We start from the raw sequence: 15140 nt of genomic DNA, 5'->3' as shown, positions 1-15140 counted from the left end.
CGCTGCAGCCGTACGGTGTCCTCCACGGCGCCGTCGAGGTCGAGCAGCTCCGGGTGGGCGGCGGCCACCTCCAGCTGGGTGCGCAGCGAGGCGATCGGGCTGCGCAGCTCGTGCGAGGCGTCGGCGACGAAGCGCCGCTGCCGCTCCACCGAGGACTCCAGGGCGGCCAGCGTCCGGTTGGTGGTCGAGGCGAGCCGGGCGACCTCGTCGTGCGTGTCCGGCACCGGGACGCGGCGCGCGAGGTCCTCGCTGGCGGTGATCGCGGCCATCTCCCGGCGGATGCCCGCCACGGGGCGCAGCGCGCGCCCGGTGACCAGCCAGGTCACCCAGCCGACGACGGCGAGCAGCAGCGGGAAGCCGATCAGCATGACGGTCAGCGCGGTGTTCACGGCGCCGTGTTCGGCGGAGAGCGGGGCGCCGGCGTAGACGGTGAGGTCGTCCCCGGCCCGGTTCTGCACGGGTACGGCGGCGAAGCGGTAGTCCTCCGTGTCGCCGTCGATCGTCGCGGAACCGTCGCTGACGGTGGTCCGCTCGCCGATCTCGCCGGGCTCCAGCGACTCGCCGGAGTCGTCATCGTCGTCCGAGTCGCCGTCGTCGTCGCCGGTGGGAGCGGGGGTGGGCTGCGGTTTCACCGCGTCGACACCGGTACCGCTGATCCGCTCCAGGTCCTCGCTGGCGGCGACCAGCCCGCCGTCCTCGTCGACCACCTGCACCGGACGGTCGTCCACGTCCAGCGACAGCTCGGCGTACGGCGTCCCGACGGCCAGCTCGGTGGCGACTTCCCGCGCGGAGCGCTCCGCCTGGGTGCCGGCCTCGCCGAGCAGGTTGGAGCGCAGGGACAGCAGGACGGCGGTGCCGGCCGCGACGAGGGCGACGGCGACCACGAGGGTGGCGCCGAACGTGGCCCGGGCCCGCACCGACCCGAGGAGCCGGCTCATCGCTCGACCTCCAGCCGGTAGCCGGCGCCGCGCACGGTGCGGATGAGACCGGCGCGCAGCTTGCGCCGCAGGGCGCTGACGTACACCTCGACGATGTTGGGGTCGCCCTCGTAGGCGAAGTCCCAGACGTGCTCCAGGATCTCCGCCTTGGACACGACCTGTCCGGCCCGCACCACGAGCTGCTCCAGGACGGCGAACTCCTTCGCGGTGAGGGTGACTTCGCGTTCGCCCAGGAAGACCCGGCGGGCGGCGGTGTCGACCTTCAGGTCGCCGTGGACATGCACGGGCGAGGCGCCCGCGCCCTGCGCCCGGCGCCGCAGCAGGGCCTTCACGCGGGCGACGAGGACGACGTACGAGAAGGGCTTGGTGAGGTAGTCGTCCGCGCCCGTGTCCAGGCCCTCCGCCTCGTCGTACTCGCCGTCCTTGGCGGTGAGCATGAGGATCGGCACGTCGTGGCCCGCGGCGCGCAGGGCGGCGCAGACCCGGTAGCCGTTGAGACCGGGCAGCATGATGTCGAGGATGACGAGGTCGTACGTGCCCTCGCCGGCCCGGTGCAGGCCCTCCAGGCCGTCGTGGACGACGTCCACGGCGTAGCCCTCGGCGGTGAGGCCCTTGGCGAGCGACACGGCGAGACGCTTCTCGTCCTCCACGATCAACAGGCGCATGGGTAGAGGGTCCCAAACGAAGCTGAAGATCCCTTCAGGCGGCTTCAGGCTGGCCTCAGCGTCGGTCGGTGACAGTGAAGGCGTCGAAATCACATCGACTCGAACGAACTCGTACGACCTGTATGTCCCGGGAGGAACCGCATGAAGCGCAACATCGTGATCGCCGTCGTCACCGCCGCCGCACTGATCGGAGGCGGTACGGCGACGGCTCTGGCTACCACGGGGGACGACGACCCGGGTACGACGCGCCAGACGGACGTCCGGGCCTCGGACGACGACGGCACGCGGGACGACGACGCCGATGACGCCGACGACCGGGGCGACTCCCCCGACCGCGACGACGACCGCGTGTCCTCCGCGAAGGTGACGGCGGCCGACGCCATCGCCTCCGCCCTGAAGAAGACGCCGGGCACCGCCGTCTCCGCCGAACTGGACGACGAGGACGGTGACGACGACGGTGAGCGCGCGGCCTGGGAGGTCGACGTCCTCGCCGGTGACGGGACCTGGCACAGCGTGCGGATCGACCCCGCCGACGGCAAGGTCCTCGGCTCGGAGACGGACGACGAGGACGACACCGACGAGGTGCGGGCCGCCTTGAAGGGCTCGTCCGTGGACGCCGCCGAGGCCGCGAAGGCGGCGGCCGGCCACGGCACCGTGACGTCCGTGGAACTGGACGACGACGGCCACTACGGCGACGGCAAGGCGGCCTGGGAGGTCGAGACGCGGTCCTCCGGCAAGGGCGAGCGGGACTGGCGGGTGGACCTGAAGACCGGCAAGGTCACGGCCGACCGCTCGCACGGCTCGGAGTCCGACGGCTCGGACGACTCCGGCTCGGACGACTCCGGCTCGGACGACTCCGGCTCGGACGACGACTGAGTCCCGGCCGCTCGACGGACCGGCCGTGGCGGCACCCCGGCACCAGCGCCGCCACCACGGCGACCGCGCCGGACACCGCGAAGCAGGCCGGCAGCGGCAGCCGTTCCACCAGCAGTCCCACCGCCGCGGCGCCGGCCGCGCCGCCGGCGTTCACGGCTGTGTTGCACCAGGCTCCCGCCCGGATCCGGAAGCCGGGCGCCGCACTCTCGTCGGCGATCAGGTAGGCCGTCGTCAGCGCCGGTGCCACGAACAGGCCCGCGCAGGCGACGGCCACGACGAGCGTGCCGACGCCGGACGCGAGGCCCGCGGCGACCAGGCAGACACCGAGGCCGGCCGCGAGGAACGGGAGCCGGGCGCGGGCGGACGAGCTCCAGGCGACGGCGCCGTTCAAAAGCCCGCCGACCGCACTGCCCGCCGACAGCGCCGCGAGCACCCAGGCGACGGTGGCGCCGCCGAGGCCCCGCTGACCCGCGAAGGCGACGACGAGGAGGTCGACGGCGCTCACCGAGATGCCGACGCCCGCGGCGACGGCGACGGGTTGCAGCAGGGCCCGCCCCTGCCCCGCTCCCCCTCGGCCGGACGGCGCGGAGTCGTCCTTCGCACGCTCCGCCGGACGCAGCACACCCGCCGCCGGTGACGTGACGAAGGCGAGGGTGCCCAGCGCCACCAGCACCGCGCTGAGCACGACGCCGACGGTCGGCGGGGCGACCCCGATCACGACGCCGACCAGGAGTGGGCCCGAGACGAAGAGCAGCTCCTCGGCGACGCCGTCCAGGCCGTAGGCGCGCTGCAGCATGGCCCGGTCGGGCAGCAGTTCGGCCCACACCGCGCGCATCGTGGGCCCGAGCGGGGGCGTGCAGGCGCCCGCGAACGCGGCGGTCACCGCGAGGACGGCCGCGGGTGTGCCCGGCTCCCGGCAGACCGCCGCCAGCGCGCAGAGCAGGGCGGCGTAGAGCAGGGCCATGGGGAGCAGGGCCCGGCGCGGTCCGTGCCGGTCGACGAGGGCCGCGCGGTAGGGGGAGAGGAAGACGCCCGTGGCACCGAAGATCGCCAGTACCGTGCCGGCCACGGCGTACGACCCGGTGGACCGGGTCAGGGAGAGCATCAGGGCGAGGGAGACCGTGCCGTACGACAGCCGGCCGACGAGAGCGGCGGCGAAGGTACGGCGGGCATGGGGGACACGGAGGACGGCGGCATACGAGGGCCGCGGAGCATGCGTGGACACGGAAGGTTCCTCAGAGGAAGGCGACGAGGGGACGCCGAAGCACGCGGCGGCCGGATGCGGCGGTCGCGTGCGGGGCGGGCCCTAGGCCAAGAGGAGGAACACGCGGGTCAACATACCGGCGCGGGGCTGTGGCCGCACCGGGTTTCCCGCTTGGGCGTCAGCCGGTCGTCAGCCCGGCCACCAGTTCGTCGGCCGCGCGGTACGGGTCCAGCCCGCCCGCCACGATGCGTTCCGCCAGCGCGCCCAGGCGGCGGTCGCCGTGCAGGTCGCCGATGCGTTCGCGCAGGGTGGTGACGGCGATCGTCTCGACCTCGCGGGCGGCGCGGGCGCGGCGGCGTTCGGCCAGGACGTCCCGTTCCTCCATCCACGCGCGGTGCTTCTCCAGGGCCTCGACGACCTCTTCGACGCCCTCGCCGCGCGCGGCGACCGTCTTGACGATGGGCGGGCGCCAGTCGCCGGGGCCGCGGGCCTCGCCGAGGCCCAGCATGTGGTTCAGCTCGCGGGCGGTCGCGTCCGCGCCGTCGCGGTCGGCCTTGTTGACGACGTAGACGTCGCCGATCTCCAGGATTCCGGCCTTGGCCGCCTGGATGCCGTCGCCCATGCCCGGGGCGAGGAGGACGACGGAGGTGTCGGCCTGGGAGGCGATCTCGACCTCCGACTGACCCACGCCCACCGTCTCGACCAGGATCACGTCGCAGCCCGCCGCGTCGAGGACGCGGATCGCCTGCGGGGCCGCCCAGGCGAGGCCGCCGAGGTGGCCGCGGGTCGCCATCGAGCGGATGTAGACGCCCGGGTCGGACGCGTGCTCCGACATCCGGACGCGATCGCCCAGCAGGGCGCCGCCGGAGAAGGGGGAGGACGGGTCGACGGCGAGCACGCCGACCCGCTTGCCCTGTTTGCGGTACGCCGTCACCAGCGCCGAGGTGGAGGTGGACTTGCCGACGCCCGGGGAGCCGGTCAGGCCGACCACGTACGCGTTCCCCGTGAGCGGCGCCAGGGCCGCCATGACCTCCCTGAGCTGCGGGGACGCCCCCTCCACCAGGGAGATCAGCCGGGCCACGGCCCGCGGCCGGCCTTCCCTGGCCTGGGCGACCAGCGAGGAGACGTCCTGCATCACAGCTCCGTTCAGCTTCGTTCGGTGTTGAAGGCGAGAAGGCGAGAAGGCGTACCGCGCGCTCAGGCCTTGGGTACCCGCACGATCAGCGCGTCACCCTGGCCGCCGCCGCCGCACAGCGCCGCCGCGCCGACCCCGCCGCCGCGCCGCTTCAGTTCAAGCGCCAGGTGCAGCACGAGCCTGGCGCCGGACATGCCGATGGGGTGGCCCAGGGCAATGGCGCCGCCGTTGACGTTCACCTTTTCGGTGGAGACGCCGAGGTCCTTCATTGACTGCACGGCGACGGCCGCGAAAGCCTCGTTGATCTCGATCAGGTCGAGGTCCTCTACCTCCAGGCCCTCCTTCTTCAGGGCGTGTCGGATGGCGTTGGACGGCTGCGACTGCAAAGAGTTGTCCGGCCCGGCGACGTTGCCGTGCGCGCCGATCTCCGCGATCCACTCCAGGCCCAGCTCCTGCGCCTTGGCCTTGCTCATGACGACCACGGCCGCGGCGCCGTCGGAGATCTGTGAGGCCGAGCCCGCGGTGATCGTGCCGTCCTTGGAGAACGCCGGGCGCAGCTTGCCCAGCGACTCGGCGGTGGTGTCGCCGCGGATGCCCTCGTCCTTGCTGAACAGCACCGGGTCGCCCTTGCGCTGCGGGATCTCGACCGGGGTGATCTCGGCCTCGTAGACGCCGTTCTTCTGGGCGGCGGCGGCGCGCTGGTGGGACAGGGCGGCGATCTCGTCCTGGACGCCGCGCTCGATGCCGAGGCGGGTGTTGTGCTTCTCGGTGGACTCGCCCATGGCGACGCCCTCGAAGGAGTCGGTCAGACCGTCGTACGCCATGGCGTCGATCATCTGGACCGCGCCGTACTTGTAGCCCTCGCGGGACTTCGGCAGCAGGTGCGGGGCGTTGGTCATGGACTCCTGGCCGCCGGCCACGACCACGTCGAATTCACCGGCGCGAATGAGCTGGTCGGCGAGCGCGATGGCGTCGAGACCGGAGAGGCAGACCTTGTTGACCGTGAGCGCCGGGACGTTCATGGGGATGCCGGCCTTGACGGCGGCCTGGCGGGCCGGGATCTGCCCCGCGCCTGCCTGGAGCACCTGGCCCATGATCACGTACTGGACCTGGTCGCCGCCGATCCCGGCGCGGTCGAGGGCGGCCTTGATCGCGAAGCCGCCGAGGTCCGCCCCGGAGAAGGACTTCAGCGAGCCGAGGAGCCGCCCCATCGGGGTGCGGGCACCCGCGACGATGACGGAGGTCGTGCCGTTCGTTCCAGAGGTTTCAGAGATTCCAGAAGACATGAGCTGCGATCCCCTTTTCCGGCCCGCACAGGCCGAGGAGTGAACGAGGGTTTACTCGAATGTACTGAGCGGTATCCCGCCCGTCACCCGGCGGTCGGTGTGATCGCGCGCACGTTGCGTAACCACCTCCGGAGCGCTGCACTGAATCCATGCTGACGCGAATCGACCACATCGGAATCGCCTGCCGCGACCTCGACACGACCGTCGAGTTCTACCGTGCCACCTATGGCTTCGAGGTGTTCCACACCGAGGTCAACGAGGAGCAGGGCGTGCGTGAGGCCATGCTCAAGATCAACGATACGTCGGACGGCGGGGCCTCGTACCTCCAGCTGCTGGAGCCGACCCGGGAGGACTCCGCGGTCGGGAAGTGGCTCGCCAAGAACGGCGAGGGCGTCCACCACATCGCCTTCGGTACGGCGGACGTGGACGCGGACGCCGCGGACATCCGGGACAAGGGCGTACGCGTTCTGTACGACGAGCCCCGGCGCGGTTCCATGGGGTCTCGGATCACCTTCCTGCACCCCAAGGACTGCCATGGCGTACTGACAGAACTGGTCACTTCGGCGGCCGTTGAGTCACCTGAGCACTGACTCTCGTACATATGGGCCGGTAGGGTTGGGTGCGGTCGCCGCTCAGTCCAGGGTGACCCGGTCCTGTCGTCTGTGGTGGCGGGACCGCCGGGGTCGTGTTTCGGGGGGCGAACGCCGGGGCAGAAGCGCATGCTCCGCCGTTGATCTGACACCATTCCCCGGGGGCCCCGTTCGGTGGACGGACGGAGCTCGTTCGGGAAGATTTGCGACCAGGGGACGGATGGGACCGCGCAGTGCGGGGCTACGAGAGCCAGGAGCGAGAGCCGGCGGCTGACGTCGACCACCTCTCTCGGTTCGAGGCCGAGATGAAGCGGCTGAAGACCGAGCGGGAAAAGGCGATCCAGCACGCCGAGGACCTCGGCTACCAGGTCGAGGTGCTGCGCGCCAAGTTGCACGAGGCGCGGCGCACCATCATGTCCCGGCCCGCCTTCGACGGCGGCGACATCGGGTACCAGGCCGAGCAGTTGCTGCGCAACGCGCAGACGCAGGCCGACCAGCTGCGCGCGGACGCCGAGCGGGAGCTGAGCCAGGCCCGCGCGCAGACACAGCGCATCCTCCAGGAGCACGCCGAGCAGGCCGCCCGGCTCCAGGCCGAGCTGCACCAGGAGGCGGTGACCCGCCGCCAGCAGCTGGACCAGGAGCTGGCCGAGCGCCGGCAGACCGTCGAGTCGCACGTCAACGAGAACGTGGCCTGGGCCGAGCAGCTGCGCGCCCGTACCGAGCAGCAGGCCCGCCGCCTGCTCGACGAGTCCCGTGCCGAGGCCGAGCAGTCCCTGGCCGCGGCCCGCGCGGAGGCGGAGCGGCTGACGTCCGAGGCCCGGCAGCGCCTGCGGGACGACGCCGAGAGCGCCCGCGGCGAGGCCGAGCAGATCCTGCGCCGCGCCCGCGCCGACGCCGAGCGGCTGCTGAACGCCGCCTCCACGCAGGCGCAGGAGGCCACCGACCACGCCGAGCAGCTGCGCAGCTCCACCGCCACCGAGTCGGAGTCGACCCGTCGCCAGGTCCAGGAGCTGAGCCGGGCCGCCGAGCAGCGGATGTCCGAGGCCGAGGAGGCGCTGCGCAAGGCGCAGGCCGAGGCCGAGAAGGTGGTCGCCGAGGCCAAGGAGTCCGCGGCCAAGGCGCTCGCGAGCGCCGAGCAGACCAACGAGCAGCGCACCCGCACCGCCAAGGAGCAGGTCGCCCGGCTGGTCGGCGAGGCCACCAAGGACGCCGAGTCCACCAAGAGCGAGGCCGAGCAGCTGGTCGCGGACGCCCGCGCCGAGGCCGAGAAGATCGTCGCCGAGGCGGCCGAGAAGGCCCGTACGCTCACCGCCGAGGAGTCGGCCACACAGCTGTCGAAGGCGGCCAAGACCGCCGAGGACGTGCTGAACAAGGCGTCGGAGGACGCCAAGCGGACCACGAAGGCCGCCACCGAGGAGGCCGAGCGGATCCGCACCGAGGCCGAGGCCGAGGCGGACCGGCTGCGCGCCGAGGCGCACGACATCGCCGCCGAGCTCAAGGGCGCGGCGAAGGACGACACCAAGGAGTACCGCGCCAAGACCGTCGAGCTGCAGGAGGAGGCGCGCCGGCTGCGCGGCGAGGCCGAGCAGCTGCGCGCCGACGCCGTCGCCGAGGGCGAGAAGATCCGCGCCGAGGCCCGCAAGGAGGCCGTGGCGCAGATCGAGGAGGCGGCGAAGACCGCCGAGGAGCTGCTCGCCAAGGCCAAGGCGGACGCCGACGAGCTGCGGCAGACCGCGACGACGGACGGCGAGAAGGTCCGGGCCGAGGCCATCGAGCGGGCGACGACCCTGCGCCGGCAGGCGGAAGAGACCTTGGAGCGCACCCGCGCCGAGGCGGAGCGGCACCGCTCCGAGGCCGCCGAGCGGGCCGAGGAGCTCCAGGCGGACGCCGAGCGGGCCGCCCGCGAGCTGCGCGAGGAGACCGAGCGCGCCGTCGAGGCCCGGCGGGTGGAGGCCGCCGAGGAGCTGACGCGGCTGCACACCGAGGCGGAGGAGCGCCGCACCGCCGCCGAGCAGGCGCTGACCGAGGCCCGTGAGGAGGGCGAGCGGATCCGCCGCGAGGCGGCCGAGGAGAGCGAGCGGCTGCGCACGGAGGCGGCGGAGCGGATCCGTACGCTCCAGCAGCAGGCCGAGACGGAGGCCGAGCGGCTGCGCACCGAGGCCGCCGCGGACGCCTCCGCCTCCCGCGCGGAGGGCGAGAACGTCGCCGTACGCCTGCGGTCGGAGGCCGCGGGCGAGGCGGAGCGGCTGAAGTCGGAGGCGCAGGAGAGCGCCGACCGGGTGCGGGCGGAGGCGCAGACCGCCGCCGAGCGCATCGCGGCCGAGGCCTCCGAGGCGCTGGCCGCCGCGCAGGAGGAGGCCGCCCGGCGCCGCCGCGAGGCCGAGGAACTGCTCGGCGACGCGCGGCAGGAGGCGGACCAGGAGCGCGAGCGGGCCCGCGAGCAGAGCGAGGAGCTGCTGGCCTCGGCGCGCAACCGCGTGGAGGAGGCGCAGGCCGAGGCGACCCGGCTGGTCGAGGAGGCCGACCGGCGCGCGACCGAGATGGTGTCGGCCGCCGAGCTCCACGCCCAGCAGGTACGGGACTCGGTCGCCGGGCTGCACGAGCAGGCCCAGGAGGAGATCACCGGACTGCGCAGCGCCGCCGAGCACGCGGCGGAGCGCACCCGGCGCGAGGCCGAGGAGGAGGCGGACCGGGTCCGCGCCGACGCCTACGCGGAGCGGGAGCGGGCGAGCGAGGACTCCGGACGGCTCAGGCGCGAGGCGCAGGAGGAGACGGAGGCCGCCAAGGCACTGGCCGAGCGGACGGTGTCCGAGGCCATCACGGAGGCCGAGCGGATCCGTACGGACGTCTCCGAGCACGCCCAGCGGGTGCGCACGGAGGCCTCCGACGCCATCGCCGAGGCCGAGCAGTCCGCGTCGCGTACCCGGGCGGACGCCCGCGAGGACGCCAACCGCATCCGCTCCGACGCGGCGACGCAGGCGGACACCCTGATCACCGAGGCGCGTTCCGAGGCGGAGCGGCTCACGACGGAGACCGCGGCCGAGACCGACCGGATCCGGACGGAGACGGTCGCGGAGGCGGAGCGCGTCCGCACCGAGGCGGCGAACGAGGCCGCGCGGGTCCGGACGGAGGCGGCCGACGAGGCGGAGCGGCTGCTGACCGAGACGGTCGCCGAGGCGGACCGGGTCAGGGCCGAGGCCAGTGCCCGGGCCGAGCAGCTGGTCTCGGACGCCACCGGCGAGGCCGAGCGGCTGCGGGCCGAGGCGGCCGAGACGGTCGGCTCCGCGCGGCAGCACGCCGAGCGGGTCCGCACCGAGGCGGAGCGCGTCCGGGCCGAGACGGCGGCGGAGGCCGAGCGGGTCACCGCGGCCGCCCGCGAGGAGGCCGAGCGCACCCTCGACGAGGCCCGCAAGGACGCCAACAAGCGGCGCTCCGAGGCGGCCGAGCAGGTCGACACGCTCATCACGGAGACCACGGCCGAGGCCGACAAGCTGCTCACCGAGGCCCAGCAGCAGGCCCAGAAGGCCACCGCGGAGGCCGAGTCGCAGGCCGACACGATGGTCGGCGCGGCTCGCACGGAGGCCGACCGGATCGTCGCGCAGGCGACGGTCGAGGGCAACACCCGGGTGGAGAAGGCCCGTACGGACGCGGACGAGCTGCTGGTCGGCGCCCGCCGGGACGCGACCGCCATAAGGGAGCGCGCGGAGGAGCTGCGCGAGCGGCTCACCTCCGAGATCGAGGAGTTGCACGAGCGGGCCCGCCGCGAGGCCGCCGAGACGATGAAGTCGGCCGGCGACCGCTGCGACGCGCTCATCAAGGCCGCCGAGGAGCAGCTCGCCAAGGCGGAGGCGAAGGCCAAGGAGCTGGTGTCGGAGGCCAACTCCGAGGCCGGCAAGGTGCGTATCGCCGCCGTCAAGAAGGCGGAGGGGCTGCTCAAGGAGGCCGAGCAGAAGAAGGTGTCCCTGGTCCGGGAGGCCGAGGAGCTCAAGGCCGAGGCGGTCCGCGAGGCCCGGCAGACGGTCGAGGAGGGCAAGCGCGAGCTGGAGACCCTGGTGCGGCGCCGCGAGGACATCAACACGGAGATCTCCCGGGTGCAGGACGTGCTGGAGGCGCTGGAGTCCTTCGAGGCGCCGACGGGCGGCGGCAAGGACAACGGGGTCAAGGCCGGTGCCACGGTGGGCGCCCCACGTTCGGGTGGCAAGTCGTCAGACGGCTAGCGCCCGGGGCGGATTCGATGATCTGCTGGAGACCTTTGGCCGGAGTCCTGACCAGACCCTTGACCAGAACTTTGGCAAGCCATCCGTGGGTCAGCCACTCAAAAGAGGTGTCATTCTCCGTATCAAACGTGCATCCGCTCGATGACACACCGCATTGGCGCCTAGGATTCCCTCTATCACCTCACCGGTCTCTTTCGACAGGAACCCCATGAGCGACACTTCCCCCTACGGCTTCGAGCTTGTGCGGCGTGGGTACGACCGCGCTCAGGTGGACGAACGTATCTCCAAGCTCGTCTCCGACCGTGACAGCGCTCTCGCCCGCATCACCGCTCTGGAAAAGCGCATCGAGGAGCTCCACCTCGAAACCCAGAACGCCCAGGCCCAGGTGAACGACGCCGAGCCGTCGTACGCCGGTCTCGGCGCCCGGGTCGAGAAGATCCTGCGTCTCGCCGAGGAAGAGGCGAAGGACCTGCGCGAGGAGGCCCGGCGCGCGGCCGAGCAGCACCGCGAGCTCGCCGAGTCGGCGGCCCAGCAGGTGCGCAACGACGCGGAGTCGTACGCCGCCGAGCGCAAGGCCAAGTCGGAGGACGAGGGCGTCCGGATCGTCGAGAAGGCCAAGAGCGACGCCTCGCAGCTGCGCTCCGAGGCGCAGAAGGACGCGCAGTCCAAGCGCGAGGAGGCGGACGCCCTCTTCGAGGAGACCCGCGCCAAGGCCGCGCAGGCCGCCGCCGACTTCGAGACGAACCTCGCCAAGCGCCGCGAGCAGTCCGAGCGCGACCTGGCCTCCCGTCAGGCCAAGGCCGAGAAGCGCCTCGCGGAGATCGAGCACCGCGCGGAGCAGCTTCGCCTGGAGGCGGAGAAGCTGCGCACGGACGCCGAGCGCCGTGCCCGCCAGACCGTGGAGACCGCGCAGCGCCAGGCCGAGGACATCGTGGCCGACGCCAACGCCAAGGCGGACCGGATCCGTTCGGAATCCGAGCGCGAGCTGGCGGCCCTCACCAACCGCCGCGACTCCATCAACGCGCAGCTGACCAACGTGCGCGAGATGCTGGCGACCCTCACGGGCGCCGCGGTGGCCGCCGCCGGTACGCCGGCCGAGGACGAGCCCGTCTCGCGCGGGGTGCCGGCCCAGCAGTCCCGCTGACCCGGGACGTACGCCGATCCAACAAGGGCATAACAAGTACGAAGCCTTCTGTCACCGGGGTGGCAGAGGGCTTCGTCACGTTTTAGCGTGGGCGCCATGATCGAGCTCGAGGGGCTGACCAAGCGGTACGGCGAGAAGGTGGCGGTCAACAATCTCTCCTTCACCGTCAGACCCGGCATCATCACCGGCTTCCTGGGTCCCAACGGCGCGGGCAAGTCGACCACCATGCGGATGGTGCTGGGCCTGGACCGTCCCACCGCCGGGGACGTGCGCATCGACGGCAAACACTACGACCAGCTCAAGGACCCGCTGACGTACATCGGCGCGCTGCTGGAGGCCAAGGCCTGGCACGGGGGGCGCAGCGCCTACAACCACCTGCTGTGCCTCGCGCAGAGCAACGGCATCCCGGCGAAGCGGGTGCGCGAGGTGCTGGACACGGTGGGGCTCTCGGCGGTCGCCCGGAAGAAGACGAAGGGTTTCTCCCTCGGCATGGGCCAGCGGCTCGGCATCGCCGGCGCGCTGCTCGGCGACCCGCGGATCCTGATGTTCGACGAGCCGGTCAACGGCCTCGACCCCGAGGGCATCCACTGGATCCGCAACCTGATGAAGACCCTGGCCTCCCAGGGCCGTACGGTCTTCGTCTCCTCCCACCTGATGAGCGAGATGGCGCTGACTGCGGACCATCTGGTGGTCATCGGCCAGGGCAGGCTGCTGGCGGACACCTCGATGGCCGAGTTCATCGCGGAGAACTCGCGCAGTTACGTCCGGATCCGCACTCCGCAGCGCGAGCGGCTGCTCGACGTACTGCACGGGGACGGCATCACGGTCGTGGAGACCGGGTCCGAGGTCCTGGAGGTGGACGGCGACAAGTCGGAGGCGATCGGTGAGCTGGCGGCACGGCACCAGATCGTGCTGCACGAGCTGAGCCCGCAGCGGGCCTCGCTGGAGGAGGCGTTCATGCAGCTGACCGCGGAGTCCGTGGAGTACCACGCGCACGACGGGCAGCCGCCCGGTCCGGTGCCTCCACACCAGCAGCAGCAAGGGCAGCAGCAGTGGGGCAGCGACTGGAGGAAGGGATGAGCATGGCGGCGACACAGGTCGTACGGTCCGAGTGGACCAAGATCCGGTCGGTCGCGTCCACCGTGTGGACGCTGGGCCTCGCCGTGGTCGTCACCATCGCCCTCGGCATGCTGATCTCGGCGCTGTCGAAGAGCGAGTTCGGCAACATGAGCGAGCGGGACCAGCTCACCTTCGACCCGACCTTCATCAGCTTCGCCGGAACGAGCCTCGGCCAGCTGGCGATGATCGTGTTCGGAGTGCTGGTGGTGGCGAACGAGTACAGCTCCGGCATGATCCGCACCTCGCTGGCCGCCGTGCCGCGGCGCGGCACCTTCCTGTTCAGCAAGATCGCGGTGGCCACCGCTCTCGCCCTCATCGTGAGCATGATCACCAGCTTCGCCACCTTCTTCCTGGGCCAGGCGATGCTCGGCGACCTGAAGGCGTCGATCGGCGATCCGGGCGTGCTGCGCGCGGTCATCGGCGGCGGCCTGTACATGACGCTCATCGCGATGTTCTCGATGGGCGTCGCCGCGATGCTGCGCTCGCCGATGCTGTCGCTGGGCATCCTGATGCCCTTCTTCTTCCTGATCTCCAACATCCTGGGCAACGTCCCGGCGACGGAGAAGGTCGGCCGGTTCCTGCCCGACCAGGCGGGCAGCAAGATCATGCAGGTGGTGGCGCCGATCGACGACGACGTCCCCTACGGCCCGTGGGGCGGCCTCGGGATCATGGCACTGTGGGTGATCGCGGCCCTCGTCGGCGGGTACTTTGTGCTGAAGAGGCGGGACGCCTGACGAGGATCGGGCAGACGCTGGAAGTGTTCCGTTCAAGCCCGGTTTTTGCCCGGGCTTGAACGGAACCGACGGCGCCTCGATATCCTCCTAACCCTTACGGGGGCGTGTGCCCTGCTGTCCTGAACCTTCCGATGGGTGCGGAGCATGATCGAGGCTGTCGGCCTGACCAAGCGCTACGGCGACAAGACCGCAGTGCACAACCTCTCCTTCCAAGTGCGGCCCGGCGCAGTCACCGGCTTCCTCGGGCCCAACGGCTCGGGCAAGTCGACGACGATGCGCATGATCCTCGGCCTGGACAACCCCACCGCCGGACACGTGACCATCGGCGGCCACCCCTATCGCAAGCTGCCCAACGCCGCCCGCCAGGTCGGCGCGCTCCTCGACGCCAAGGCGGTGCACGGCGGCCGCTCCGCCCGCAACCACCTGCTGAGCCTGGCCCAGCTGTCGGGCATCCCGGCCCGGCGCGTGGACGAGGTGCTCGGCGTGGTCGGCCTCCAGGACGTGGCCCGGCGGCGTTCCAAGGGCTTCTCCCTCGGCATGGGCCAGCGGCTCGGCATCGCCGCCGCGCTGCTCGGCGACCCCCAGGTGCTGCTGTTCGACGAGCCGGTCAACGGCCTCGACCCCGAGGGCATCCACTGGGTGCGCAACCTGATGAAGGCGCTCGCGGCGGAGGGCCGTACCGTCTTCGTCTCGTCGCACCTGATGAGCGAGATGGCACTGACCGCCGACCACCTGATCGTCATCGGGCGCGGCCAGCTGCTCTCCGACATGAGCGTGAAGGACTTCATCTCGGCCAACTCGGCCGACTTCGCGCGGGTGCGGACGCCGGACAGTGAGCCGCAGCTGCGCGAGAAGCTGACGTCCGCGCTGACCGAGGCGGGCGGGCACGTGATGTCCGAGCAGGACGGCGCGCTGCGGGTGACCGGGCTGGCGCTCCCCCGGATCAGCGACATCGCGCACGGCAGCGACGTACGTCTGTGGGAGCTGTCGCCGCACCAGGCCTCGCTGGAGGAGGCGTACATGCGGATGACGCAGGGCGCCGTCGACTACCGGTCGACCGCCGACCAGAAGGCCGGGCTCCAGCAGCCGCTGCCGCCCGGCGCGCAGCCGCCGATGCCGGTGCCGGGACAGGGCCAGCCCGGCTGGTACGCCCCGCCGCCGCCCCAGCAGGGCGGTCAGCCCTTCCCCGCGCCCCAGGGCGCGCCGGGCCAGGCCCCGGCGGGACCGTACGG

Annotated in this window: 12 protein-coding genes; 7 read left to right on the top strand and 5 right to left on the bottom strand. The window is 72.3% G+C overall.

Features of this window, described 5'->3' with window-relative positions:
• Both EBH09_RS25545 and EBH09_RS25540 read right to left on the bottom strand, forming a co-directional pair.
• Positions 1-938 (bottom strand): histidine kinase dimerization/phospho-acceptor domain-containing protein (locus tag EBH09_RS25545; protein WP_121749550.1); only part of this gene is annotated, 938 nt, incomplete at its 3' end.
• Positions 935-1603, bottom strand: coding sequence for a response regulator transcription factor (locus EBH09_RS25540; protein ID WP_121749245.1), 669 nt, complete (start codon positions 1601-1603; stop codon positions 935-937). The genes EBH09_RS25545 and EBH09_RS25540, both read right to left, overlap by 4 nt.
• Positions 1604-1744: 141 nt before the next feature.
• On the opposite strand from EBH09_RS25540, the gene EBH09_RS25535 reads away from it, so the two are divergent.
• Positions 1745-2479: a PepSY domain-containing protein gene (locus EBH09_RS25535; protein ID WP_121749244.1), complete on the top strand. Its 735-nt coding sequence runs from the start codon at positions 1745-1747 to the stop codon at positions 2477-2479.
• On the opposite strand, the gene EBH09_RS25530 is transcribed toward EBH09_RS25535, so the two are convergent.
• The 3 genes from EBH09_RS25530 to EBH09_RS25520 all read right to left on the bottom strand — a co-directional run bounded on the left by EBH09_RS25530 (position 2382) and on the right by EBH09_RS25520 (position 6104).
• Positions 2382-3704: an MFS transporter gene (locus EBH09_RS25530; protein ID WP_121749243.1), complete on the bottom strand. Its 1323-nt coding sequence runs from the start codon at positions 3702-3704 to the stop codon at positions 2382-2384. The genes EBH09_RS25535 and EBH09_RS25530 overlap by 98 nt on opposite strands.
• A gap of 157 nt (positions 3705-3861) precedes the next feature.
• Positions 3862-4818 (bottom strand): methylmalonyl Co-A mutase-associated GTPase MeaB, encoded by a 957-nt coding sequence (gene meaB / locus EBH09_RS25525; RefSeq protein WP_121749242.1) that lies wholly within the window; start codon positions 4816-4818, stop codon positions 3862-3864.
• 62 nt (positions 4819-4880) lie between these two features.
• A complete protein-coding gene (locus EBH09_RS25520) occupies positions 4881-6104 on the bottom strand; it encodes an acetyl-CoA C-acetyltransferase (protein ID WP_121749241.1) in 1224 nt (407 codons plus the stop codon).
• 149 nt (positions 6105-6253) lie between these two features.
• On the opposite strand from EBH09_RS25520, the gene mce reads away from it, so the two are divergent.
• The 6 genes from mce to EBH09_RS25490 all read left to right on the top strand — a co-directional run.
• Positions 6254-6694: a methylmalonyl-CoA epimerase gene (gene mce / locus EBH09_RS25515; RefSeq protein ID WP_121749240.1), complete on the top strand. Its 441-nt coding sequence runs from the start codon at positions 6254-6256 to the stop codon at positions 6692-6694.
• Positions 6695-6927: 233 nt separating this feature from the next.
• Positions 6928-10911, top strand: coding sequence for a polarized growth protein Scy (gene scy, locus EBH09_RS25510; RefSeq protein ID WP_121749239.1), 3984 nt, complete (start codon positions 6928-6930; stop codon positions 10909-10911).
• Between the two features lie 208 nt (positions 10912-11119).
• On the top strand, positions 11120-12055 hold the full coding sequence (locus EBH09_RS25505; RefSeq protein ID WP_121749238.1) for a cellulose-binding protein: 936 nt from the start codon (positions 11120-11122) through the stop codon (positions 12053-12055).
• A 96-nt stretch (positions 12056-12151) separates the two neighbouring features.
• The gene (locus EBH09_RS25500) at positions 12152-13135 is read left to right on the top strand and encodes an ABC transporter ATP-binding protein (RefSeq protein WP_193776527.1); all 984 of its coding nucleotides are present in this window, start codon (positions 12152-12154) and stop codon (positions 13133-13135) included.
• Positions 13132-13908, top strand: a complete 777-nt coding sequence (locus tag EBH09_RS25495) for an ABC transporter permease (protein ID WP_121749236.1) — start codon at positions 13132-13134, stop codon at positions 13906-13908. The genes EBH09_RS25500 and EBH09_RS25495 overlap by 4 nt, the downstream gene beginning before the upstream one ends.
• 144 nt (positions 13909-14052) lie before the next feature.
• Positions 14053-15140: ABC transporter ATP-binding protein (locus EBH09_RS25490; RefSeq protein WP_153182715.1), on the top strand; the 1088-nt coding region annotated here is incomplete at its 3' end.

The organism is Streptomyces sp. E2N166, assembly GCF_003671715.1.
In the GTDB taxonomy this organism is placed as follows: Bacteria; Actinomycetota; Actinomycetes; order Streptomycetales; family Streptomycetaceae; genus Streptomyces; species Streptomyces thinghirensis.
This window is presented reverse-complemented; position numbering and strand designations above follow the sequence as displayed.